We start from the raw sequence: 22452 nt of genomic DNA, 5'->3' as shown, positions 1-22452 counted from the left end.
CGAAGAAGTAGCCCGTTGAACTACGGCTCCGAATTCTCTTGTACGCCGTAAGGCGATTCCTCTACGGTGTACGTCGCCTCACTGACGTACACCGTAGAAGCGACTCGCGAGTAGCGACGTACCAGAGAAGGAGCCCCTATGACGGCGACCACCGCCGAGAACCCCGAGGCGGTCGCCGGACCCGGCGACCGCCATCCGCAGCGCTGGCTGATCCTGGGCGTCATCTGCCTCGCCCAGCTCACCGTGCTGCTCGACAACACCGTCCTGAGCGTCGCGATCCCCTCGCTCACCCGTGAACTCGACGCGTCGTCCGCGGACATCCAGTGGATGATCAACGCGTACTCGCTCGTGCAGTCGGGCCTGCTGCTCACCGCGGGCAGCTCGGCGGACCGCTACGGCCGCAAGAAGATGCTGACCGCGGGCCTCGCCCTGTTCGGCATCGGCTCGCTCTGCGCGGGTCTCGCGCAGAGCTCGACGCAGCTCATCGCCGCCCGCGCGGGCATGGGCGTCGGCGGCGCGCTCCTGATGACCACCACCCTTGCCGTCGTCGTGCAGATCTTCGACGACACCGAGCGGGTCAAGGCGATCGGCCTGTGGGCCACCGTCAACTCCCTCGGCTTCGCCGCGGGTCCGCTGCTCGGCGGCTTCATGCTGAACCACTTCTGGTGGGGCTCGATCTTCCTGATCAACATCCCGGTGGCGCTGCTCGGTATCGTCGCCGTGGTCAGGATGGTCCCCGAGTCCAAGAACCCCCAGGGCGACCGCCCGGACCTGCTCGGCGCGGTGCTCTCGACCATCGGCATGAGCTCGGTCGTGTACGCGATCATCTCGGGCCCCGAGCACGGCTGGACGTCGTCGCACGTCCTGGTCTCCGCGACCGTCGGCGTGGTCGTGCTCGCGGCGTTCGCGCTGTGGGAGCTGCGGGTCCCGTACCCGATGCTGGACATGCACTTCTTCCGGAACAAGCGGTTCGTGGGCGCGGTGACGGGCGCGATCCTGGTCGCGTTCGGCATGGGCGGCTCGCTGTTCCTGCTCACCCAGCACCTGCAGTTCGTGCTCGGGTACGAGCCCCTCGAGGCGGGTCTGCGCACGGCGCCGCTCGCGGTCAGCGTGGTCGTCCTGAACCTCGCGGGCGTCGGCGCGCGCGTGTACGCCAAGCTGGGCACGCCCGGGACGATCATGACGGGCATGAGCATGATGGCGGCGGGCCTCGCCGTGATCGCGGTGTTCGGCGGCCACGACTACACGGGCATGCTCGTCGGCCTGATCGCCATGGGCGCGGGCATCTCGTTCGCGATGCCCGCGATGGCGAACGCCATCATGGGCGCGATCCCGCCGGAGAAGGCGGGCGTCGGCGCGGGCGTCAACGGCACGCTCGCGGAGTTCGGCAACGGCCTCGGCGTGGCCGTGCTCGGCGCGGTCCTCAACTCCCGCTTCGCGGCGCTGGTCTCGGTGTCCGCGGCGTCCTTCCCCGCGGCGATGGCGGCGGCGGGCTCCGACGGCGAGCGGGACCGCATCGCCGACGCGTTCTCGTCGGGCCTGGAGACCAGTCAGCTGGTGGGCGCCGCGGCGGTGTTCGCGGGCGGCGCGCTGGCGGCGGCGTTGCTGTGGCGAGCGGAGAGGGCAGACTCTGACCAGCACGCGGCGGGCTCCGCGGAGAAGGTGTCCGCATAGCATCGAAGGTGGGTGACCGGACCATTCCGGTCACCCGCCCCCGGACCCGACGGGACCCGACAGGACCCGCCCAGGCCCGACCGGACCCGCCCAGGCCCGACCGGAACCCCGGCCCCGACCGGACCCGCCGGGACAGGACCAGAACCAGGACCAGTACCAGGAAGGTGCGCCATGGTGAAGGCAGCCGACCGCGCGAAGGAACCGGCGCGGGCGAGTGTCTGGCTGGAAGGCCGGGCACCGCGCGGCTCGGGTCGCAAGGGGGACCAGCCGTCGGGCCTGGACCGGGAGAGCATCACCCGGGCGACGGTCCGGCTCCTGGACGCGGAGGGCCTCGCCAAGTTCTCGATGCGCCGCCTCGCCGCGGAGCTGAAGGTCACGGCGATGTCCGTGTACTGGTACGTGGACACCAAGGACGACCTCCTGGAGCTCGCCCTGGACGCGGTGTGCGCCGAGGTGCGCCTCCCCGACACCGAGACCGACCCGTCCGCGTGGCGCGAGCAGCTGCGCGCGCTGGCCACCGAGTACCGCGGGGTCCTGGTCCGCCACCCCTGGGTGTCCCCGCTGATCGGCCAGTTCCTGAACATCGGCCCGAACTGGCTCGCGTACTCCCTCGCGGTCCAGCAGGCCGTGCGGAACACCGGGCTCCCCGCGCACCAGCGCAACGGCGCGATCGCCGCGGTGTTCCAGTTCGTGTACGGCTACGGGACCATGGAGGGCCACTTCATCGCGCGGTGCGCGGCGGCGGGCCTGACGATGGAGGAGTACTTCAAGCATGCGCTCGGCACGGTCCAGGAGGAGCTGGCCGGCAACGAGACGATCCGCGGCGCGAAGGACCTGATGGAGTCCCGCGAGGAGGAGACGGTCGTCGAGATGTGGGAGCGGGACTTCACGACGGCCCTCGACCTCCTGACCGCGGGCATCGAGGGCCTGCTGCCCCGCTCCTGAACCACTCCCGCCGCCTCCTGACACCACTCCCGCCGCTCCCGGCCCGGATCATCACCGGGCCGGGCGACTGCGCTACGCCTTCGGTGTGGTGGCCGTGCCGGAGCTGTCCGAGGCCGCGGACGACTCGGCCGCCTGAGCAAGCGCCCCCGAGGTCCGCAGCGGCACCTCCTTGATGAACAGCGTGATGACGAAGGCGAGGAAGGCGATGGGCGCCGCGATGAGGAAGACGTCGGCGATCCCGTGCCCGTACGCGCTCTCCATGACGGTCCGGAACGGCGCGGGCAGCTTGTCCAGGTCCGGGATGCCGCCGCCCCCGGTGCCGCCGTGCCCGAAGGCGGCGCCCTTGGGCCCGAGGTCGACGAGCCCGTCCTTGACGTAGTCGGTGATGCGCGTGGACATCACGGCGCCGAGGGCGGACACGCCCATGGCACCACCCAGCGACCGGAAGAAGGTCACCACGGAGCTGGCGGCGCCGATGTCCTCGGGGGCGACCTGGTTCTGCGTGCACAGCACGAGGTTCTGCATCATCATGCCGATGCCGAGCCCCATCAGGGCCATGTAGAGCGCGATGTGCCAGTAGGCGGTGTCGTACCGCATGGTCCCGAGGAGCCCGAGACCGGCCGTGAGCAGCACACCGCCGCTCACCAACCACCCCTTCCACTTCCCGGTCTTGGTGATCAGCTGCCCGGAGACGGTGGACGAGACGAAGAGCCCGGCGATCATCGGGATGGTCATGACGCCGGACATCGTCGGCGACTTGCCGCGCGCCAGCTGGAAGTACTGGCTGAAGAAGACGGTGCCGGTGAACATCGCGACGCCCACGAACAGCGAGGCGATCGAGGCGAGCGTGATGGTCGGGTTCCGGAAGAGCCGCAGCGGAATGATCGGCTCGCTGGCCCGCGACTCCACGAACAGGAACAGCAGCCCGAGCAGGACCGCCCCGCCGACCATGGTGTACGTCTGCCAGGACAGCCACTCGTACTTCTTGCCGCTGCCGCTGCCCGCGAAGGTGATCCAGATGAGCAGCAGGGACACGGCGGCGGTGATGAAGAAGGCACCGCCCCAGTCGACCTTCACCTCGCGCTTCACGACGGGCAGGCGCAGGGTCTTCTGCAGCACGATCAGGGCGATGACCGCGAACGGCACGCCCACGTAGAAGCACCAGCGCCAGCCGAGCCACGAGGTGTCGGTGATGACGCCGCCGAGCAGCGGCCCGCCGACGGTGGCGACGGCGAAGGTGGCGCCGAGGTAGCCGGAGTAACGCCCGCGCTCGCGCGGCGAGATCATCGCGGCCATGACGATCTGCGCGAGCGCGGAGAGCCCGCCGACACCCACGCCCTGCACCACACGGCAGGCGATGAGCATCCCGGCGCTCTGCGAGAACCCGGCGACGACAGAGCCGAGGACATAGATGACCAGGGCGATCTGAACGAGCGCCTTCTTGCTGAACAGGTCGGACAGCTTGCCCCACAGGGGCGTACTGGCCGTCATCGACAACAGCGCGGCAGTGACGACCCACGTGTACGCGGACTGTCCGCCGCCGAGGTCGCCGATGATTTCGGGCAGGGCGTTGGAGACGATCGTCGACGACAGGATCGCGACGAACATGCCGAGCAGCAGACCGGAGAGGGCCTCCATGATCTGACGGTGCGTCATGGGGCCACCACTGTCGTGGTGGTCTCCGTGCTTGGCATGGCTGCCCCGCACACCGGACGGTGTGGATGTTGCCATGGGGTTCCTTTTCCTGGTTCTTACGCGGGTGTACGGGTGGTGGGGGCCGTGGACCGGCAGTCGCCGAAGCTGTCGCGGAGCTTCGCCATGAGCGCGTTCAGCTGTCCGACCTCGTCGTCGGACCAGTGGCTCAGCCGCTCGGCGAGCAGTCGCGTGGTGGTGTCGGACAGCACCTCCAGCTGCCGTTCGCCGGCAGCGGTGAGGCGCAGGATGCGCGAGCGTCGGTCGGCGGGGTCGGGGGAGCGCTCGATCCAGCCCCGATCGGCCACGTGGGCCACGTGCCGACTGGTCACCGACATGTCGACGGCGAGGAGCTCCGCGAGCCGGCCCATGCGCATCTCGCCGTACCGGCCGAGCAGCGTGAGCACGGCCGCCGAGCCCGCGGGGCAGTCGTAGGGGAGGCTGCGTGCGAGTCCGCGCTTGACGGCGCCGATGGCACTGAGCTGACGGGCCAGCTCCTCGTACTGTCGATGCGCGGCCACGGCACCTCACTTTCGTTGCTTAGGGCAACGATAAAAGTCGTTGGTTGCCACAGGCAAACGAAAACTGGCGAGACGAGCTAAAACCCTGGCAAAGCCCTCTGCCCACTTCCGTAAAACTGCCGGTCAGAGGGGGGTTGGGGGGAGCACCCCGGATTCGCTAGGGTCCTGCTCCATGGCACACAACCCCCAGAACCCCCAGGGCCAGCACGACCCCGCAGGCTCCACGCAGATGTTCCGTGCGTTCGTGGACGAGGCCCCGCAGGGCCGGGCCCGGCAGCAGGCGGCGCCCGCGGGCCCGCGCATCGGCCTCATCCTGGGCGTGGTCGCGGCAGTGGTGATCGTCGCGGCCGTGGCCTGGCTCGCGCTGAAGTAACCCCTACTTCCACTCCACGTCCACGTCGCGCGTCTCGACGTGCATCCCCCAGGGAACACGCCAGGATTCAACGCAAACCGGCCAAGTCTTCTTGACCGTCCGCCCACCCTCAAGGGGCACGGGCAGGTCGACGGCGGACTTCACGGTCCCCCAGTCGACCCCGAGCGCCCCGATGACGTGCGACCCGAACCGCACGGTCCCCGAACGCACGGGCAACTCCCCGGTGTTGCGGAAGACCAGGGTCACGACCTCACACCACCGCCGTTCCCCCGCCTCCCGCAGGGGTTCCCCCACCCGGAGGCGAGCGGGACGGCGGGGCCGCTCCGGCGTACTGGGGCTGGCGGCCGGGGGCGTGGTCCTGGCCGGGGGCCTTGAGGGCGCCACGCTCTCCCGCGCGGACGGCGTCCCGCCGACCGGACGCGAGCCGGTCCCACCCTCCGGTGCCCGCGAACTGGCCTCTCCGCCAGGCGACTTACTGGCACTGTGACGGGGAACGGGGGCACCCCCAGGCTTTCGCCGCCCTTCCCGCTCCAGCGGAACGAACTTCACGTCCCCGCTGGGCGCAACGGCCTTACGCCCCCCGTCACCGCCGGCGGCACCGACGGCGACGTACCCCTCAGAGCCCGTACCACCACCACAGGCGACGGCGAACCCACCGGCACCCAGAACAACGACCGACGCAGCCAACCACACCCGACGACGCATCGCGCAAGTGTGGCTGACACCCTGTCAATTAGGAACCCCCGCCGGGCCGCGGACGCGTACGAACCGGAGGCGCTCGGCCGAGCCTCAGTCGGCGATGAGCCCTTCCCGAAGCTGAGCCAGAGTCCGGGTCAGCAGCCGGGACACATGCATCTGGGAGATCCCGACCTCCTCCCCGATCTGCGACTGCGTCATGTTCGCGAAGAACCGCAGCATGATGATCCGCCGCTCGCGGGGCGGCAGCTTCGCGAGCAGCGGCTTCAGGGACTCCCGGTACTCCACGCCCTCCAGGGCGGAGTCCTCGTACCCGAGCCGGTCCGCGAGCGACCCCTCGCCCCCGTCGTCCTCCGGGGCGGGCGAGTCCAGCGAGGACGCCGTGTACGCGTTGCCCACGGCGAGACCGTCGACCACGTCCTCCTCGGACACCCCGAGGACGGCGGCCAGCTCCGGAACGGTCGGCGACCGGTCCAACCGCTGCGCGAGGTCATCGCTCGCCTTGGTGAGCGCGAGCCGCAGCTCCTGCAGCCGCCGGGGCACCCGCACCGACCAACTCGTGTCCCGGAAGAACCGCTTGATCTCCCCGACCACGGTCGGCATCGCGAACGTGGGGAACTCCACGCCCCGTTCGCAGTCGAACCGGTCAATGGCCTTGATGAGCCCGATGGTCCCGACCTGGACGATGTCCTCCATCGGCTCGTTCCGGCTGCGGAAGCGCGCCGCCGCGTACCGCACCAGCGGCAGGTTCAGCTCGATCAGCGTGTCTCTGACGTAGACGCGCTCGGGGCTGTCCTGGTCGAGCGCGGCGAGCCGCAGGAAGAGGGAGCGGGACAGGGTGCGGGTGTCGATGGCCTCCGGAGCCGTGGCGACGGCGTCGGCACCGACATCGGCCCCGCTGTCGGAGGCGTGAAGCGCGTCGGGCGCGGTCCCGCCCTCGCTGTCGTCGAGCGTGAGCGTGAGCACCTTTGAGCTGCCCTGGTCTGCGGACATGCCACCCCCTTGAGGTCGCGGACGGTCGCGGCTGCCGCTCCCGTCGGAGGAACGCAGCCTCCACCTGAATACCGGAGGCGGAGCTGCGGCAAACGCGGTTCCAGCAGAATGTCACATGTCGGCAACACGCTGTAGTGACTTGTCGACAAGTGAGAGTGACGTCCGCGCAGGAAAGAGGGGGTCTGAGCCTTCTTCGTACCGGAGTTCGTCGGGAACGCCCGGAACGCCAGTTCGCTCGATACGGTTACGCCTCGATCCGGTTTGCGGATCGCAGCCGCGCGAAGCTTCTGGCCAGCAACCGCGACACATGCATCTGGGAAACACCCAATTCCGCACTGATCTGAGACTGGGTCAGGTTGCTGTAGTACCGAAGGAGCAGAATCCGCTGCTCGCGCTCGGGCAGCTGCACGAGCAGGTGCCGCACCAGATCGCGGTGCTCCACGCCGTCCAGGGCGGGGTCCTCGTACCCGAGCCGGTCCAGGAGGCCGGGGAGCCCGTCGCCCTCCTGGGCGGCCTCCAGGGAGGTCGCGTGGTACGAGCGCCCGGCCTCGATGCACGCGAGGACCTCGTCCTCGGTGATCCGCAGCCGCTCGGCGATCTCGGCGGTGGTGGGGGACCGGCCGAAGGACGTGGTCAGATCCTCCGTCGCCCCGGTGACCTGCACCCACAGTTCGTGCAGGCGCCGCGGTACGTGGACCGTGCGCACGTTGTCGCGGAAGTACCGCTTGATCTCGCCGACGACGGTCGGCATGGCGAAGGTGGGGAACTGCACGCCCCGGTCCGGGTCGAACCGGTCGATCGCGTTGATCAGGCCGATGGTCCCGACCTGGACGACGTCCTCCATCGGCTCGCTGCGGCCGCGGAAGCGCGCGGCCGCGTACCGCACGAGGGGCAGGTTGGCCTCGATGAGCGCGCCACGCACCCGCGTGTGCTCCGGCGTACCGGGCGTGAGCCCCTTGAGTTGGGCGAACAGCACCTGCGTGAGCGCCCGCGTATCGGCACCACGGGTGCTCGCGGGCGCCTTCACGGGCGGCGCTTCAGGCGCAGAACTGGCCGGCACGGTCAACGCCACCCCTTGTTCGACTCGGTCGACTCGGTCAACTCATCCGTCAAAAGCGGTCATAGCATCACAAGACATGTGCACTGTGTGCAAGCACCTGATAACTACGTGTTGAACATCAACTCGGGGTGAACAGCACAAAGCAGCCCCGCACCACCAAGGTGCGGGGCTGCCAGGACCTCTGCGGATCTCCGCTGCGGATCTACGCGAAGCGGCCCGCGGGTCAGAACTCGTAGTCGGCGACCACCCACGTGGCGAACTCGCGCCACAGGGCGACGCCGGCCTGATGGGCGGGGTGGTCCAGATAGCGCTGGAGGGCGGCGGGGTCGGCGACGGCGGAGTTGATGGCGTAGTCGTACGCGATGGGCCGCTCCGAGATGTTCCAGGCGCACTCCCAGAACGTGAGCTCGGGGACGATCCCGCCGAGCTCCTCGAAGGCCTTCACGCCGGCGACGACGCGCGGGTCGTCCCGCTCGACGCCGTCGTTCAGCTTGAAGAGGACCAGATGGCGGATCACAGGCGCTCCTAGTCGTCCTTGCCGCCGTTGGCGACCCAGGTCATGAAGTCGCCGATGGCCTTGGCGGCGTCCGAGATTCCCTCGAACCCTACCTGGACGTAGTCGGCGGCCTTGGCCGGATCAGTGATGATCACGTAGAGGACGAACACCACAACGACGAAAAGAACGATCTTCTTCGGGTCTTTCACGATGTGGCCTCCCCTTGCCCGCTCGTCCCCTGCCCGCTCATCCCCGCACCCCGTGATTCCGCGCGTTTTCCTTGTGCCGCCTGTGCCGGGCGAGTCTAACGCGGCGCTAACTCACCTGGTTTTTAAGGACCAATGACCCATGCTCCCAGGCCCTTGGACTGCCTGTTCGCGCTTCGGTGAGGAGCAGGATGGACGGTGAGCCCGCGAGGATCTGGCAGGAATCCGCGGGCCAGGGACTGGACTCCACTGCGGGGTCGGCGCCGTCAGACTTCCCCCTGACGGCGGCGCCGACTTGGGAGCGCCGGTCCTCATCGGGGGAAGCGGCTTGTCCCCCCGATTGCCGCTTCCCCCGGCCCATCGGGAGAAGGCCCCGGCGCTGTGGCGGCGCCGGGGCCTTTCCCGTACGCGGAGAAGAGCCGTACGCGTACGCGCATCAGCGCCCGTACGCACGAAGGGCCCCGTCCTGATGGACGGGGCCCTTCGATCAAGAGCGGTAGCGGAGGGATTTGAACCCTCGGTGACTTGCGCCACACTCGCTTTCGAGGCGAGCTCCTTCGGCCGCTCGGACACGCTACCGAGAGAGATCCTAGCCCAAGGTGGGCCGTGCTCTGAAATCCGTTTCGGTCACCTGCCGCGGAAGAAGTCCGTGAGGAGCCGCGCGCAGTCGTCGGCGAGGACGCCCTCGATCACTTCGGGCCGGTGGTTGAGCCGCCGGTCGCGCACGAGGTCCCACAGGGAGCCCGCGGCGCCCGCCTTCTCGTCGCGGGCGCCGTAGACGACGCGGTCCACGCGGGCCTGCTGCAGCGCGCCCGCGCACATCACGCACGGTTCGAGCGTGACGACGAGGGTACAGCCGGGAAGCCGCCACGAGCCGAGCTTGGCGGCGGCCCTGCGCAGCGCGAGGACCTCGGCGTGCGCGGTCGGGTCGCCGTTCGCCTCGCGCTCGTTGTGCCCGGTGGCGAGCACCGTCTCGCCGTCCGCGGACAGCACGACGGCGCCGACGGGCACGTCGCCGCCCTGGACGGCCTGTTCGGCCTCGTCCAGGGCGATCCGCATCGACGCCCGCCAGCGGTCTCGTACCGGATCTGGGAGATGTGTCACACAGCGAACTTAACGGACGGCTTCGAGGACCTCCGAGGCGCCGAGGACGTCGGCGATCTCGTTGAGCGCGTCGCCGCTCTCCAGGGTGAGCAGGTCCTTCTCGGACACCCCCAGATCGCTCAGGATCTGGGTGTCCCCGAGGGGGCCCGGGGGCACGGCGTCGGTCGCGGAGTCCGGGCCGTCCCCCTCGCTGTCGTCGTCGGCCTCGCCGTCCTCCGTGCCGTCGAGGTCGAGGGCGTCCAGGTCGTCCGCCCCGTCGTCCGGGTCGCGGCCCAGCATCTCGTCGGTGAGCAGGATCTCGCCGTAGGCGCTGCGGGCCGCGGCGGCCGCGTCCGAGACGTAGATGCGCGGGTCGTCCTCGCCGTCCACGCGGACGACACCGAACCACGCGTCTTCCTGCTCGATGAAGACGAGCACTGTTTCGTCGTCGGCCCCGCCGGCTTCGGCGGCGGCCTCACGGGCCAGGTCGGTCAGATCCGACAGGGTCTCCACATCGTCGAGCTCCGTGTCGCTCGCTTCCCACCCGTCTTCGGTGCGCGCGAGCAGTGCGGCGAAGTACACCGTGACTCTCCCACTGTTCATAGGCGCCGGTTGGGGATCCCCCCCGGCGGACGTCGGGGGCGGGATGTGTGTGCCAAGGCCCGCCCACTCGGAATCGTGGCAGAAACAACGGCTTCAGGAGAGGTCTTCCGGCCGCTGTGTCCGCGTCGCGTTTCGAATCACATGCCGCGCCGGCGTCCCGGCCCCCTTCGCGGCTCACCAGCGGAACGTACGCATACGCATCGCCTGTCGCATTCTTGCCGCCCGTACGCGGCGCGGTGTCACCCGGGCCCGCAGTTCGCGGGCCTCGGCGAGATCGTGCAGGAACTGGGCGCGGCGCCGTCGGCGCTCGGCGTCCGTCCTGGGCGCTTCCGTCCCGGGCGCTTCCGTGCCGGGTTCGCGCGCTTGCCTGTCGGGCATCGGCCAACACCACCCCAGTCCGTCCCTCCACCTTCCCTCGCGCGGCCGGGTTGATGCCAGCGGGAGCGGAAGGCGGCGCGCGGGGGGAACGGGGGGCCGCTTCGCCCGGTTACTGTTGAACAATGCGGATCCACGTCGTCGACCACCCGCTGGTGGCGCACAAACTCACCACGCTGCGCGACAAGCGCACCGACTCCCCGACCTTCCGGCGCCTGGCCGACGAGCTGGTCACCCTGCTCGCGTACGAGGCCACCCGGGACGTGCGCACGGAGCAGGTCGACATCCAGACCCCGGTCACGCAGACGACCGGCGTGAAGCTGTCGTACCCGCGTCCCCTGGTCGTGCCGATCCTGCGCGCCGGGCTCGGCATGCTCGACGGCATGGTGCGGCTGCTCCCGACGGCCGAGGTGGGCTTCCTCGGCATGATCCGCAACGAGGAGACGCTGGAAGCGTCCACGTACGCGACCCGCATGCCGGAGGACCTCTCGGGCCGTCAGGTGTACGTGCTCGACCCGATGCTCGCCACCGGCGGCACGCTGGTCGCGGCGATCCAGGAGCTCATCAAGCGCGGCGCGGACGATGTGACCGCCGTGGTGCTGCTCGCCGCGCCGGAGGGCGTCGAGGTCATGGAGCGGGAGCTGGCGGGGACGCCGGTGACCGTGGTGACGGCGGCGGTCGACGAGCGGCTGAACGAGAGCGGGTACATCGTGCCGGGGCTCGGCGACGCGGGCGACCGCATGTACGGCGCGGCCGAGTAACAGGGCCTTTCCCACCCGCCCGCCCGTTTCCAGTCCCACGTGGGGTGACCGCCCCTCGTGGGGCCTCCTCGCCGTCGGCGGCGCATGGGGCGGGCGGGGTAGCTCCCGCCGCGAAGCGGCGGGCCGGAGGCGCGTCCGGCCCGAGGTCAGCAGGGTTTGGCGTCGGCCGGGGTCTTGGGGGCCGGGCGGGGGCTGCTGAGGGCCGCGAGGGCCTGCTTGGCCGGCTTGGCCTTCGTCAGCGACTTGAAGCGGTCACCGATGATCAGGTCGACCGCCCCGCCCTTGCGGGCGTCAGCGCGCCGCTCCGCCCCCGCGAGCTGCGTACCGAGCACCGGCAGCGCGGTGTCCATGGCCGCCCTGGGGCCGAGCAGTATGCCGGTGCCCTTGACCTTCCCGTCGTACTCCTTCGTCGCGTTGTCCACCTCGCCGATGGTGAACCCGCGCTTCTTGAGCTCGTCGGCGGTGTCCTGCGCGAGGTCGACGCGCGACGTGGCGTTGTAGACGTTCACGGTGATCTGCCGGGGCTCGGGCAGCGCCTTGGCCCTGGGCGCGGTCTGCGCGTCCGGCTTCTTCGTCGCGCAGTCCTTGGCGCCCGCGGCGGCGGAGGCCTTGTCCCCGCCCGTGAACACGTCGTAGAGCTGATAGCCGCCCCAGCCGAGCAGACCGGCCGCGGCGAGTGACGCGACGGCCACGAGCACGATCCTGCGGCGGCCGCGCGGGCGGCGCATGCGGGGGTATGTGTCCCCCGTGATGCGGTACTTGCCGCCCATGCCAGGGGGAGTGAGCATGCTCATGGGCGCAGCGTAGTGCGACCCGGCTGCGATGCCTACTAGATGATCATTATCGGACGGGCAGTCCAACCCGAAAGGGCCAACGCGGCCTCAGGGGCCGGCGCCGGCGGCCGGCCTCAGCCCAGTTCGAGCACGCGCGCGTGCAGGACCTGGCGCTGCTGGAGCGCGGCGCGGACCGCCCGGTGCAGGCCGTCCTCCAGGTACAGGTCGCCCTGCCACTTCACGACGTGCGCGAAGAGGTCGCCGTAGAACGTCGAGTCCTCGGCGAGCAGCGTCTCCAGGTCGAGCTGACCCTTGGTCGTCACGAGCTGATCGAGGCGGACCGGGCGCGGCGCGACGTCCGCCCACTGCCGGGTGCTTTCCCGGCCGTGGTCGGGGTACGGCCGGCCGTTTCCGATGCGCTTGAAGATCACACGGAAAGCCTACCGGTCAAGGCTCTCCGGGCGCAGCCATGGAGCCACAGTGCGACCCTGGGAAATGCCGCAAGAAACAGGGGCAAACCGGGAAGTGTCCAGTCGGGAGCGGGAGCCGAAGTGAGCGAAAGGCAGCCGACGCCGTCCACACCCGACGGCACAAACCGCCCGAACGAGTCCGACGGCGGTGCCGCGTTGCCGCCCGAGGCCGCGGAGATCGCCGCCGGGTACGCCTTCGAGGGGCCCGCGCTCGACCTGGGGGCGCTGCTGTGGGACGGGCGGTGCCACCCGGAGGCGCAGGTACGGATTCCGCTGGCCATGCTCAACCGGCACGGGCTCGTCGCCGGGGCCACCGGCACCGGCAAGACCAAGACGCTCCAGCTCATCGCCGAGCAGCTGGCCGCGCAGGGCGTGCCCGTCTTCCTCGCCGACATCAAGGGCGACGTGTCCGGGATCTCCGCGCCGGGGCAGGCGAACGACAAGGTGACCGGGCGGGCCCGGGAGGTCGGGCAGGAGTGGGAGGCCCGCGGCTTCCCCAGCGAGTTCTACGCGCTCGGCGGCATCGGCACCGGCGTGCCCGTGCGCGCCACGGTGACCAGTTTTGGCCCGATCCTGCTCTCGAAGGTCCTGCAGCTGAACCAGACCCAGGAGCAGTCGCTCGGCCTGATCTTCCACTACGCCGACCAGAAGGGCCTCGAACTCGTCGACCTGAAGGACCTGCGGGCCGTCGTCACGTTCCTCACGTCCGACCAGGGCAAGGCGGAGCTCAAGACCATCGGCGGCCTTTCCACCGCCACCGCCGGGGTCATCCTGCGCACCCTCACCGCGTTCGAGGCGCAGGGCATGAGCGAATTCTTCGGGGAGCCGGAATTCGACACGAGCGAATTGCTGCGGGAGGGGAGTGCCGGGGGTTCGGGGGACGCCGCGCAGGGGCTTGTCTCCGTCCTTGAGCTTCCGCGTGTTCAGGACAAGCCCGCGCTTTTCTCGACGTTCCTGATGTGGCTGCTCGCCGACCTCTACCACGACCTTCCGGAAGTCGGTGACCTCGACAAACCGAAACTCGTCTTCTTCTTCGACGAGGCCCATCTGCTGTTCAGCGGCGCGTCCAAGGCCTTCCTGGAGTCGATCACCCAGACCGTGCGGCTCATCCGCTCCAAGGGCGTCGGCGTCTTCTTCGTCACGCAGACCCCCAAGGACGTGCCCGCCGACGTCCTCGCGCAGCTCGGCAACCGGATCCAGCACGCGCTGCGCGCCTTCACCCCCGAGGACCAGAAGGCCCTCAAGGCGACGGTGCGGACCTTCCCCAACTCCGCGTACGACCTGGAGGAGACCCTCACCGGCATCGGCACCGGCGAGGCCGTGGTCACCGTGCTCAGCGAGAAGGGGGCGCCCACGCCGGTCGCGGCGACGCGGTTGCGGGCGCCGCAGTCGCTCATGGGGCCGGTCGAGGCCGGGGAGCTGGAGCGGGTGGTGCGGGCTTCGCCCTTGTACGGGCGGTACGGGGAGGCGGTCGACCGGGAGTCGGCGTACGAGAAGCTGGCCGCGGCCGCCGCGTCCGCCCCCGAGGCGGCGGCGCCCGCTCCGGCGAAGCCGTCGCCCTCCCGGGAGCAGGGCTCCATGGTGGAGCAGGTCATGGGCAGCGGGATGGTGAAGTCACTGCTGCGGTCCGTGGGGACGCAGCTGGGGCGGGAGATCTCGCGCTCGATCTTCGGCACGGCCCGCAGACGCCGCTGACGGCCTCCGGCTACGCCTTCGCGGCTCGTTTCTGCTCCTGCTTGTAGGCCCGTACGCGGTGGAGGGAGTCCGGGCCCGTGATGTCGGCCGCGGAGCGGTACGTGTGGGGCGCGCCGTACGGGCCCGCGGCCTCGCGCCAGCCGGTGGGGCGGACGCCCATCTGCTTGCCGAGGAGGGCCAGGAAGATCTGGGACTTCTGTTTGCCGAAGCCGGGCAGGTCGGTGAGGCGGGCGAGGAGTTCCTTGCCGGTGGTGGCGTCCCGCCAGACGGCGGTCGCGTCGCCGTCGTAGTGCTCGACGAGGTACTGGCACAGCTTCTGGACGCGCCCGGCCATGGACCCCGGGTACCGGTGCACGGCCGGTTTGGCGGACAGCAGCGCCGCGAACGCGTCCGGGTCGTAGCCGGCGATGTCGTGCGCGTCCAGGTCGTCGGCGCCCATGCGCCCTGCGATGGTGTACGGGCCCGTGAACGCCCACTCCATGGGGACCTGCTGGTCCAGGAGCATGCCGACGAGGGCGGCCAGGGGGCTGCGGCTGAGGAGTGCGTCGGCCTCCTCCTGCTGGGCGAGGTGCAAGGTGACGTCCTTGTCCATGGGGGGATCATCTCGCGGGTGGCGGTGGCGCGCAGGTCGGTCCTCGCGGGGGCGCCCCAGGCCCGCCCCTTCCCGAACCAGGGGGCTGCGCCCCCTGGACCCCCGCTTTATCGGCGCTTCGCGCCTCGTCCTCAAACGCCGGACGGGCTGGAAACGACCTTCAGCGCCTTCAGCAGGGTCCCCAAGGCCGGGCCCGTCGGGGACGTGGTGCGTACCGCCGCCCAGATCGAGCGGATCGGTTCCGGGTGGGTGACCTCGCGTACGGCCACGTCGGCGGGGGCCGTGGGGTCCAGGCCCAGGTCGGGGATCAAGGTGACGCCCATGTCCGCCGCGGCGAAGCCCCGGGCCGTGGCGTAGTCGCCGCTGTCCACCACGAAGTCCGGCGTGAAGCCCGCCGCGCCGCACGCGTCGAGCACCGCGTCCAGGCAGGGGCCCGGCAACTCGCTGCCGATCCAGGGCTCATCGGCGAGGTCGGCGAGGGGCAGACAGTCGCGGGCGGCCAGGCGGTGCGTACGGGGGAGCACCGCGCGGTAGCGGTCGTCCAGGACGTGGACGAAGCGGATGCCGTCCACGGGCGGCGCGTCGTGGCGGCGGACCACCAGCGCCAGGTCCGCGCGGCCCGCCTTCACGTCGGGCAGCGGATCGTCGGCGAGCCGCAACTCCACGTGCACCCCCGGGTGTTCGGCCCGGAGGCGGGCCAGGGCCGGGGCGACGAGGCGGGCGCCCGCCGTGGCGAAGTACCGCACCGAGAGCCGCCCCGTGCGCCCCGCCCGCAGATCGGCGAGCGCCGTCTCCGCCTCCGCGACGTGCCGCCCGATGGCCGTGGCGCAGTCGGCGACGATCCGTCCGGCGTCCGTCGGGCGTACGCCGCGCCCGGTCCGCTCCAGCAGCGGAACGCCCGCCTCCTTCTCCAGGGCCGCCATCTGCTGGCTGACCGCGGACGGGGTGTACCCCAGGTTCCGGGCCGCCGCGGTGACCGAACCGCTGGCGACGACCGACCGCAGGATCTGCATGCGCCGTGTGTCGAGCATGCGGGCCAGCGTACGCCGCGAATGTAGCTCAGCTTAATTCTGGGTGCATATCTTTTCGCTTGTCTTATGGGTGGGGGCGGGGCACCGTCGACGTACACCGGCTCATGGACCGAGAAGGGCCGAAGGACTGAGGAGTATGCGTGCGGATCGCCGTTCTCGCCCTGCTGTGGGGGTCGAGCTTCCTGTGGATCAAGCTGGCCCTCGAAGGCGGGCTCGCGCCGCTGCACCTCACCGTGGTCCGCTGCGCGCTCGGCGCCGCCGTGCTGCTCGTGCTCGCCCGCGCCGGCCGCCAGCGGCTGCCGCGCGACCGGCGCACCTGGGGCCGTCTGGTCGTCGCGGCACTGTTCTGCAACGCGCTGCCGTTCCTGTTCTTCAGCATCGGCGAGCGGACCGTCGACTCGGGCGTCGCGGGCGTCATGAACGCCACGACCCCGCTGTGGTCCCTCGCGCTCGGCCTGCTGCTCGGCACCGAGCGGGGGCTCGGTCCGCTGCGGCTCGGCGGGCTCGGGCTCGGCTTCGCCGGTACGTTGCTGATCTTCGCGCCGTGGCACGAGTCGGGCCTCGCCAGCTGGGGCGCCGGGCTGCTGCTGCTCGCCGCCGTCAGTTACGCGGTCGCCTTCGCGTACATGGCGCGGTATCTGATCGGCCGCGGCACCTCACCGCTCGCCCTGTCCGCGGCCCAGCTCCTCATGGCCACGGGGCTCACTTCGCTCGGCCTGCCCGCCGGCGGTACGACGTCCGGGCCCACCCTCACGGGGCTCGTCGCCGTCGTCGTCCTCGGCGTCTTCGGCACCGGGCTCACCTTCCACCTCAACTCCCGGCTCATCGCGGACGAAGGGCCGACCGCGGCCGCCACCGTCGGCTATCTGCTGCCGGTGGTGTCGGTCGCGCTCGGCGCCGTGGTCCTCGGGGAGGAGCTGAACGTACGGATCGTGCTCGGCATGGCCGTCGTGCTCGCCGGGGTCGGCCTGACCCGCTACCGGCCGGCGCCGAGCAGCGAGCGCACCGCCGCCCGGTCCACGCTGTTCAGGGCGCGGATGACCAGCGGCGTGAGGTACACGAGGAGGGTGCCGATCAGGGAGACGCCTGCGACCTGCCACTGCGACTCGATGTAGTACTGGTGGTGCTCGCCGCCCGACGTGAAGTCGTAGACGCGGTAGCCCGGCCAGTCCGTGTAGCGCTCGAAGACCCAGGAGTACGCGGGGAAGAGCGCCACGACCCAGCCGGTCACCCACAGCGTCACCGCGGCGACGAAGCTCGTGACGCGCCACGGGAACATCACGACCTGGAACACCAGGGCCTTCCAGCCCGCCGCGTCCCCGAGCCGCGCGAACAGGCGGGCCCAGGTGCCGCCTTCGTCCGGGGTCCGCGCGGGCGCCGGGTCCTCGACCGCCAGGCCGAGCCGGGCCCGTGCCCTGCCGCGCTCGACGGCGCCGAGGCCGCGCGCCCCGGCCAGCATCGCCGCGTACACGGGAAGGCCGAGCAGCGTCACGGCGAGGCCCGCGCCGAGCGCGAACAGCGTGACGGCGAAGACGAAACCGACGAGCGCGACGGGCAGGTTCGTGAGCGTGTAGCCGAACTCCCGGAAGGTGGCCGCGGAGACGGGCGCCCGGAAGAAGCCGGGGCGCCGCACGGGCTTGACGGCGGCGGGGGCGGAAGCGGCGTAGGGGAGGGTCGTGGTCATGGCGGGCCTCGCGTTCGGCTGCTGGGGAGTGGGGACGTGCCGTGCTGACGTCCTCAACTCTCCAGCGGACGCGGGCCCGGGGGCATGGGGCGGGGCGGCGTCCTGGGGGTGTACCTAAACCCCCTGTTCACGATGGCACCGCCCCGCCCGAGCCCCCTCCGCCGCCCGTCAGACTTTGTCGGCCGCGATCAGCAGATAGTGGAAGCTGCCCTCCCGGTACGCGGTGAGGAAGGGGTCCTCGATGCCGGTGGCCACCGAGCACTTGGCCCGCAGCTCCCAGTACGGGATCGTCGCGGCGGTCAGGTCGACGACGTTGATCGGCACGAGGTCGTGGGCGGCGAGCGCCTTGAAGTACGCGCTGCGCGGGTGGATGTTGCACGTGTAGTGCTCGTCGATCCGGCTGACCGCCTTGGAGCGGCCGCCCGTCACGTCGTTCGAGCAGCCGGTGATGCACACGTACCGGCCGCCGTACTCCAGCAGCCGCGCGAACTCGCCGAACGCCTCGTTCAGATCGACGTACATCGTGGTCTCGTTGGTCCAGATCGCGCGCCGCGAGCCGGTGTCGAGGCCGGTGTCGAGCATGTTCCTGAAGTGGAACGACACCTTGTCGTCCACGCCCCGCTCCTTGGCCTGGCGGCTCGCGAACCCGACCTGGTACTCCGAGATCGTCACGCCGTCCACGCGGCAGCCGAACCGCTCGTGCGCCATGAAGCTGGTGCCGCCGCGGCCCGAGCCCGCGTCGAGCAGCCGGTCGTCGGCGCCCACCGGGCCCAGGTGGTCGAGGAGGACGTCGGCCTGCGAGGTCTCCAGGCGGTGCAGCTCCTCGATGATGCGCTGGTCGCGGGTGGCCGCCGGGGCCTCGAGGACGGCCGGGTCGTACTCGCCGATGCCGTAGTGGTGGTGGTAGAGCCCGTCGACGTCGCCGAGCTTGAGGTTGACCGGGTCGTGCTGGTTGGTGTTCCAGTACGCGGCGACGGAGCGCTGGTAGGCGGTGCGCAGCACGTCGGCGGTGCCGTGCGAGTGGGTCGACGGCGTGGTGGTCGTCATGCCTGGACTCCTCGTGTTCGTACGTACGGTGATGGAGCGGCCGCGCGGCGGGCGGATGTCGCCGGGGGCGGGACGGCCGCGTCAGCCGCGCGTGCCCGCGACCGAGACGTCCTCCAGGACGCCGACCGCGTCCGGGACGAGGATCGCCGCCGAGTAGTAGGCGCTGACCAGGTAGGAGATGATCGCCTGGTCGCTGATCCCCATGAACCGCACGTTGAGCCCGGGCTCGTACTCGTCGGGGATCCCGATCTGCCGCAGGCCGATGACGCCCTGCGCCTCCTCGCCCGTCCGCATCGCGATGATCGACGAGGTCTGCCCCTCGGAGATCGGGATCTTCCCGCACGGCAGGATCGGCACCCCGCGCCAGGCGGGCACCTGGTGCCCCTCGACGTCGGCGTGGCCGAAGTAGAGGCCGCGCCTGTTGCACTCGCGGCCGAACGCGGCGATGGCGCGCGGGTGCGCGAAGAAGTACCGGGTCTGGCGCCGCATGCTGAGCAGCTCGTCGAGGTCGTCGGGCGTGGGCGCCCCGGAGTGCGACTGGATGCGCTGGGCGTGCGCGGCGTTGTGCAGGAGCCCGAAGTCGCGGTTGTTGACGATCTCGTACTCCTGGCGCTCGCGCAGCGCCTCGATGGTGAGCCGCAGCTGCTGCTCGACCTGGTTCATCGGGTCGTTGTAGAGGTCGGCGACGCGCGTGTGCACCTTCAGGATGGTCTGCGCGACGCTCAACTCGTACTCGCGGGGCTGGAGTTCGTAGTCGACGAAGGTGCCGGGGAGCGTCGGTTCGCCCGCGTGGCCCGACGCGAGGTCGATGTTCGCCTCGCCGTGCTTGGTCTGCGGCAGGTCGCGCTCGGTGAGCCGCTGGGCCACGTGGGAGGCGAGGACGTCGTGCTGGCCCGCGACCGCCTCGTACGCCTGGCGCGGCAGGACGAGCGCGGTGGTGGCCGTCGTGGCGCGGGCGGTGAAGTCCCAGGTGCCCGCGTCCGCGGCGGTCGGGGCGAGGGCCTGCCCGCCGAAGAAGCCGCCGTCCGCGACGACGCCGAGCTGTGTCTCCTCGCCGTACTTGCCCTGCCCGATCCGCTCGACCCGCCCGTGCGCGACCAGGACGACCTGGTCGACGGGCTGCCCCGCCTCGACGATGACCTGGCCCGGCTCGTACTCGCGCTGGGTGAAGCGGTCCGCGAGGGCGCGCAGCGCGTCCGCCTCGTCGAAGCCGCGCAGCAGGCCGAGCTCGGCCAGCTCCTCCGGCACGACCTGGACCTCGGCCCCGGTCTGGATGAAGGTGACGCGCCCGTCGCCCACGGCGTACGTCAGGCGCCGGTTCACCCGGTAGGTGCCGGCGCCCGCCTGCACCCACGGCAGCGTCCGCAGCAGCCAGCGCGAGGTGATCCCCTGCATCTGCGGTACGGACTTGGTGGTCGTCGCCAGGTTGCGCGCCGCGGCGATCCCCAGGCTCAGCTGCGCCCGCCCGGCTTCCTGACCGGGCCCGGACTCCGGCTCTCGTTCCGCTGCTGTCGACATCGCATGCCCTTTCCAGGGTGGCTGGGTTGGGTGAGGAGAGGTGAGGAGAGGTGAGGAGATGAGGCGCAGTCGAGCCAACAGTTCGCGGGGGGAAGGGGTCAACGACGGCAAATCGGGCGGGAGTTGGGGGTGGCGCGTTACCGCCGCCCCACGGAGCGTCATGGCATGTCGAGCGCGTGGCGCGGGGGTGCGCGCCGCTCGCGGTGGCGCAAGAATGGCTGTTTGACACTTCACTCGATCGTGTAAGTCGGGCGCATCGGCTTCCGGCAGCGGAGGGTGGTGGTGTCACACCCAGGTTCAGCCGGCACTGTCACGGCCGCGGCCGCCGCCGCAGGATCGTCCCCATGACAGACATCACTGGGGCGAAGCGGTTCACGGACAAGACGGTGCTGGTCACGGGCGGCACGAGCGGGATGGGGTACGCGGCGGCGCGGCGGTTCCTCGACGAGGGGGCGGATGTGGTGATCACGGGCCGGGACCGGGCGAGGCTGGACGCGGCGGCGTCGCTCGCGGGCTCCGGGGCCGGGGCCGGGGCCGGTTCCGAGGCAGGGGCCGGGGCCGAGGCGGGGGCCGGGCGGGTCCTCGCCGTGCGGGCGGACGCGGGCTCCCTGGCTGACCTGGACGCCCTGACGCGGCGCGTCGAGGACTGGCGCGGCGGCCTCGACGTGGTCTTCGCCAACGCGGGCGTCGGCGTCTTCAAGCCCGCCGCCGAGTTCACCGAGGAGGACTTCGACCACGTCGTCGACGTCAACTTCAAGGGCGTCTTCTTCACCGTCCACAAGGCGCTCCCGCTGCTCAGGGACGGCGGCGCCGTCGTGCTCAACGCCTCCTGGACCCTGCACCGCGGCCTGTCCGTCGCCTCCGTCTACTCCGCGACGAAGGCCGCCGTCCACAACCTCGCCCGCACCCTGGGCGCCGACCTCGCCCCGCGCGGCATCCGCGTCAACTCCGTCAGCCCCGGCTACATCGACACGGAGATGTACCGCGCCGCCAACACGACCCCCGAGGCCGAGGCCGCCAACGCCGCGGAGGTCCCCCTCGGCACCCTGGGCCGCTCCGACGAGGTGGCGGCGGCCGTGGCCTTCCTGGCGTCGGCCGACGCGTCGTACATCACGGGGCAGGATCTGGTGGTGGACGGGGGGCTTGTGGGGTCGGTGCCGGTGGCGTAGCGCGCTCCGCGTGTACGTACGCGCAATCCGCACCCGAACCGGAACCCGCACCCGTAACCCATGACCCCGTAACCCATAACCCATAACCCGTACTCGGACTCGCAGGAAGAGGCTTGACCATGCCCACCAGGACCGTCGCCATCCCCACCCCCGACGGCACGGCCGACGCCTTCGTGGCCGTCCCCGAGGGCGCCGGGGACCACCCGGCCGTCCTCCTCTACATGGACGCCTTCGGGCTGCGCCCCGTGATCGAGGAGATGGCCGAACGCCTCGCCGCGAACGGCTACTACGTCCTGGCGCCGAACGTCCTCTACCGCCACGGCAAGGCGCCGGTCATCGAACTGCCCGACCTGACGGTCCCGGAGGAGCGCGAGGCGTTCTTCGCCCGCTTCATGCCGCTCCTGGAGGCGCACACCCCGCGGCGCGCGGCCGTCGACGCCGAGGCCTACCTGGCGTTCCTGGCGGAGCAGCCCGAGGTCCGTTCCGGCCCGATCGGGGTGACCGGCTACTGCATGGGCGGCGTCCTCGCCGTACGCGCGGCGGCGGCGCACCCCGAGCGGGTGGCGGCGGCCGCGGCCTTCCACCCGGGCCCGCTGGTCACCGACGCCCCCGACAGCCCGCACCGCCTGGTCCCGCACCTGGCCGCGGAACTCCACGTGGGCCTGGCCGAGCAGGACGACTCCATGCCGCCGGAGGCGATCGCCGAGCTGACCCGGGCGCTCGACGCGGCGGGCGTCCGCCACACGTCCGAGATCTACCCGGACACGGTCCACGGCTTCACCATGTCCGACACGGCCGCCTTCAGCCCCACGGCCCGCGACCGCCACTGGGACCGCCTCCTGTCCCTCTTCGCCCGCACCCTGAAGCCCGCTTGAGCACCCAGGAACCACCGGGAAACGTCGAAGGGCCCCACCGCGAACGGTGGGGCCCTTCGACATCGTGCCCGGTGTGGGCCTGGGGGGGGATACGAGATTAGAACACGTGTGGGGGGGTGT

The 22452-nt window shown here is 71.0% G+C and carries 23 protein-coding genes, 1 tRNA gene and 2 pseudogenes; 8 read left to right on the top strand and 18 right to left on the bottom strand.

Going from position 1 to position 22452, the window contains the following annotated elements; translation table 11 throughout:
• Nucleotides 1-138: 138 nt before the first annotated feature.
• Entirely contained in the window at nt 139-1674 is a 1536-nt protein-coding gene (locus tag ACFWZ5_RS15400; RefSeq protein WP_384790880.1) for an MFS transporter, read from the top strand.
• A 171-nt stretch (nt 1675-1845) separates the two neighbouring features.
• Entirely contained in the window at nt 1846-2619 is a 774-nt protein-coding gene (locus tag ACFWZ5_RS15395; protein WP_384790877.1) for a TetR/AcrR family transcriptional regulator, read from the top strand.
• 78 nt (nt 2620-2697) lie between these two features.
• Here ACFWZ5_RS15395 and ACFWZ5_RS15390 read toward each other — a convergent pair.
• Nucleotides 2698-4350: pseudogene (locus ACFWZ5_RS15390) on the bottom strand (MDR family MFS transporter); the annotation flags it as partial.
• 20 nt (nt 4351-4370) lie between these two features.
• Entirely contained in the window at nt 4371-4832 is a 462-nt protein-coding gene (locus tag ACFWZ5_RS15385; RefSeq protein ID WP_384790874.1) for a MarR family winged helix-turn-helix transcriptional regulator, read from the bottom strand.
• A 172-nt stretch (nt 4833-5004) separates the two neighbouring features.
• Between ACFWZ5_RS15385 and ACFWZ5_RS15380 the strand changes: the two genes are divergently transcribed.
• On the top strand, nt 5005-5205 hold the full coding sequence (locus ACFWZ5_RS15380; protein WP_384790871.1) for a hypothetical protein: 201 nt from the start codon (nt 5005-5007) through the stop codon (nt 5203-5205).
• 3 nt (nt 5206-5208) lie between these two features.
• Here the strand turns inward: ACFWZ5_RS15380 and ACFWZ5_RS15375 are convergent, their stop codons facing one another.
• From ACFWZ5_RS15375 to ACFWZ5_RS15335, 9 genes are all read right to left on the bottom strand, one after another.
• Complete coding sequence (locus ACFWZ5_RS15375) at nt 5209-5451, bottom strand: hypothetical protein (protein ID WP_384790868.1); 243 nt, start codon at nt 5449-5451, stop codon at nt 5209-5211.
• A 543-nt stretch (nt 5452-5994) separates the two neighbouring features.
• Entirely contained in the window at nt 5995-6894 is a 900-nt protein-coding gene (locus ACFWZ5_RS15370; RefSeq protein WP_384790865.1) for an RNA polymerase sigma factor SigF, read from the bottom strand.
• Nucleotides 6895-7138: 244 nt separating this feature from the next.
• On the bottom strand, nt 7139-7966 hold the full coding sequence (locus tag ACFWZ5_RS15365) for an RNA polymerase sigma factor SigF (RefSeq protein ID WP_384790862.1): 828 nt from the start codon (nt 7964-7966) through the stop codon (nt 7139-7141).
• Nucleotides 7967-8177: 211 nt separating this feature from the next.
• On the bottom strand, nt 8178-8471 hold the full coding sequence (locus ACFWZ5_RS15360) for a Dabb family protein (protein WP_384790859.1): 294 nt from the start codon (nt 8469-8471) through the stop codon (nt 8178-8180).
• Nucleotides 8472-8479: 8 nt separating this feature from the next.
• The gene (locus ACFWZ5_RS15355) at nt 8480-8659 is read right to left on the bottom strand and encodes a hypothetical protein (protein ID WP_384790857.1); all 180 of its coding nucleotides are present in this window, start codon (nt 8657-8659) and stop codon (nt 8480-8482) included.
• Nucleotides 8660-9150: 491 nt separating this feature from the next.
• A tRNA-Ser gene (locus tag ACFWZ5_RS15350) sits at nt 9151-9235 on the bottom strand.
• Nucleotides 9236-9283: 48 nt separating this feature from the next.
• Nucleotides 9284-9715 carry a tRNA adenosine(34) deaminase TadA gene (gene tadA / locus ACFWZ5_RS15345; protein WP_384790987.1) on the bottom strand — a complete coding sequence of 144 codons (432 nt, stop codon included), beginning with the start codon at nt 9713-9715 and terminating at the stop codon, nt 9284-9286.
• A 54-nt stretch (nt 9716-9769) separates the two neighbouring features.
• Nucleotides 9770-10321 carry a hypothetical protein gene (locus ACFWZ5_RS15340; protein WP_384790984.1) on the bottom strand — a complete coding sequence of 184 codons (552 nt, stop codon included), beginning with the start codon at nt 10319-10321 and terminating at the stop codon, nt 9770-9772.
• Between the two features lie 195 nt (nt 10322-10516).
• Nucleotides 10517-10720 carry a hypothetical protein gene (locus ACFWZ5_RS15335; RefSeq protein WP_384790854.1) on the bottom strand — a complete coding sequence of 68 codons (204 nt, stop codon included), beginning with the start codon at nt 10718-10720 and terminating at the stop codon, nt 10517-10519.
• A 122-nt stretch (nt 10721-10842) separates the two neighbouring features.
• Here ACFWZ5_RS15335 and upp point away from each other — a divergent pair, with 122 nt between their 5' ends.
• On the top strand, nt 10843-11478 hold the full coding sequence (gene upp, locus ACFWZ5_RS15330; RefSeq protein WP_384790851.1) for a uracil phosphoribosyltransferase: 636 nt from the start codon (nt 10843-10845) through the stop codon (nt 11476-11478).
• A gap of 146 nt (nt 11479-11624) precedes the next feature.
• Here upp and ACFWZ5_RS15325 read toward each other — a convergent pair whose 3' ends face one another.
• Entirely contained in the window at nt 11625-12272 is a 648-nt protein-coding gene (locus ACFWZ5_RS15325) for a LytR C-terminal domain-containing protein (RefSeq protein WP_384790848.1), read from the bottom strand.
• Nucleotides 12273-12385: 113 nt separating this feature from the next.
• Nucleotides 12386-12682: a type II toxin-antitoxin system VapB family antitoxin gene (locus ACFWZ5_RS15320; protein WP_003955420.1), complete on the bottom strand. Its 297-nt coding sequence runs from the start codon at nt 12680-12682 to the stop codon at nt 12386-12388.
• A gap of 195 nt (nt 12683-12877) precedes the next feature.
• Between ACFWZ5_RS15320 and ACFWZ5_RS15315 the strand changes: the two genes are divergently transcribed.
• Entirely contained in the window at nt 12878-14416 is a 1539-nt protein-coding gene (locus tag ACFWZ5_RS15315; RefSeq protein ID WP_384790981.1) for a helicase HerA-like domain-containing protein, read from the top strand.
• 10 nt (nt 14417-14426) lie between these two features.
• Here ACFWZ5_RS15315 and ACFWZ5_RS15310 read toward each other — a convergent pair whose 3' ends face one another.
• Together ACFWZ5_RS15310 and ACFWZ5_RS15305 are read right to left on the bottom strand one after the other, a co-directional pair.
• The gene (locus tag ACFWZ5_RS15310; RefSeq protein ID WP_384790845.1) at nt 14427-15008 is read right to left on the bottom strand and encodes an HhH-GPD-type base excision DNA repair protein; all 582 of its coding nucleotides are present in this window, start codon (nt 15006-15008) and stop codon (nt 14427-14429) included.
• Between the two features lie 131 nt (nt 15009-15139).
• Nucleotides 15140-16039: a LysR family transcriptional regulator gene (locus tag ACFWZ5_RS15305; protein WP_384790842.1), complete on the bottom strand. Its 900-nt coding sequence runs from the start codon at nt 16037-16039 to the stop codon at nt 15140-15142.
• A 140-nt stretch (nt 16040-16179) separates the two neighbouring features.
• Here ACFWZ5_RS15305 and ACFWZ5_RS15300 point away from each other — a divergent pair, with 140 nt between their 5' ends.
• The gene (locus ACFWZ5_RS15300; protein WP_384790840.1) at nt 16180-17154 is read left to right on the top strand and encodes a DMT family transporter; all 975 of its coding nucleotides are present in this window, start codon (nt 16180-16182) and stop codon (nt 17152-17154) included.
• Here ACFWZ5_RS15300 and ACFWZ5_RS15295 read toward each other — a convergent pair.
• From ACFWZ5_RS15295 to ACFWZ5_RS15285, 3 genes and pseudogenes are all read right to left on the bottom strand, one after another.
• Nucleotides 17091-17723, bottom strand: a pseudogene (locus ACFWZ5_RS15295) (sensor domain-containing protein); the annotation flags it as partial. The gene ACFWZ5_RS15300 and the pseudogene ACFWZ5_RS15295 overlap by 64 nt on opposite strands.
• Before the next feature lie 168 nt (nt 17724-17891).
• Complete coding sequence (locus tag ACFWZ5_RS15290) at nt 17892-18770, bottom strand: geranyl diphosphate 2-C-methyltransferase (protein WP_384790837.1); 879 nt, start codon at nt 18768-18770, stop codon at nt 17892-17894.
• A gap of 81 nt (nt 18771-18851) precedes the next feature.
• A complete protein-coding gene (locus ACFWZ5_RS15285; protein ID WP_384790834.1) occupies nt 18852-20288 on the bottom strand; it encodes a family 2B encapsulin nanocompartment shell protein in 1437 nt (478 codons plus the stop codon).
• A gap of 344 nt (nt 20289-20632) precedes the next feature.
• On the opposite strand from ACFWZ5_RS15285, the gene ACFWZ5_RS15280 reads away from it, so the two are divergent.
• Both ACFWZ5_RS15280 and ACFWZ5_RS15275 read left to right on the top strand, forming a co-directional pair.
• Entirely contained in the window at nt 20633-21457 is an 825-nt protein-coding gene (locus tag ACFWZ5_RS15280; protein ID WP_384790831.1) for an SDR family oxidoreductase, read from the top strand.
• Nucleotides 21458-21576: 119 nt separating this feature from the next.
• Nucleotides 21577-22332, top strand: coding sequence for a dienelactone hydrolase family protein (locus tag ACFWZ5_RS15275; RefSeq protein WP_384790827.1), 756 nt, complete (start codon nt 21577-21579; stop codon nt 22330-22332).
• The last annotated feature ends 120 nt before the right edge of the window (nt 22333-22452 follow it).

The sequence above is a fragment of the Streptomyces sp. NPDC059003 genome (assembly GCF_042740445.1).
In the GTDB taxonomy this organism is placed as follows: domain Bacteria; phylum Actinomycetota; class Actinomycetes; order Streptomycetales; family Streptomycetaceae; genus Streptomyces.
This window is presented reverse-complemented; position numbering and strand designations above follow the sequence as displayed.

Bases quoted from the DNA above. Each gene is read 5' to 3' on its own strand.
- ACFWZ5_RS15400 (WP_384790880.1), top strand. From the start codon at position 139: ATGACGGCGACCACCGCCGAGAACCCCGAGGCGGTCGCCGGACCCGGC.
- ACFWZ5_RS15395 (WP_384790877.1), top strand. From the start codon at position 1,846: ATGGTGAAGGCAGCCGACCGCGCGAAGGAACCGGCGCGGGCGAGTGTC.
- ACFWZ5_RS15380 (WP_384790871.1), top strand. From the start codon at position 5,005: ATGGCACACAACCCCCAGAACCCCCAGGGCCAGCACGACCCCGCAGGC.
- ACFWZ5_RS15370 (WP_384790865.1), bottom strand. From the start codon at position 6,894: ATGTCCGCAGACCAGGGCAGCTCAAAGGTGCTCACGCTCACGCTCGAC.
- tadA (WP_384790987.1), bottom strand. From the start codon at position 9,715: ATGCGGATCGCCCTGGACGAGGCCGAACAGGCCGTCCAGGGCGGCGAC.
- ACFWZ5_RS15335 (WP_384790854.1), bottom strand. From the start codon at position 10,720: ATGCCCGACAGGCAAGCGCGCGAACCCGGCACGGAAGCGCCCGGGACG.
- upp (WP_384790851.1), top strand. From the start codon at position 10,843: ATGCGGATCCACGTCGTCGACCACCCGCTGGTGGCGCACAAACTCACC.
- ACFWZ5_RS15325 (WP_384790848.1), bottom strand. From the start codon at position 12,272: ATGAGCATGCTCACTCCCCCTGGCATGGGCGGCAAGTACCGCATCACG.
- ACFWZ5_RS15310 (WP_384790845.1), bottom strand. From the start codon at position 15,008: ATGGACAAGGACGTCACCTTGCACCTCGCCCAGCAGGAGGAGGCCGAC.
- ACFWZ5_RS15305 (WP_384790842.1), bottom strand. From the start codon at position 16,039: ATGCTCGACACACGGCGCATGCAGATCCTGCGGTCGGTCGTCGCCAGC.
- ACFWZ5_RS15290 (WP_384790837.1), bottom strand. From the start codon at position 18,770: ATGACGACCACCACGCCGTCGACCCACTCGCACGGCACCGCCGACGTG.
- ACFWZ5_RS15285 (WP_384790834.1), bottom strand. From the start codon at position 20,288: ATGTCGACAGCAGCGGAACGAGAGCCGGAGTCCGGGCCCGGTCAGGAA.
- ACFWZ5_RS15280 (WP_384790831.1), top strand. From the start codon at position 20,633: ATGACAGACATCACTGGGGCGAAGCGGTTCACGGACAAGACGGTGCTG.
- ACFWZ5_RS15275 (WP_384790827.1), top strand. From the start codon at position 21,577: ATGCCCACCAGGACCGTCGCCATCCCCACCCCCGACGGCACGGCCGAC.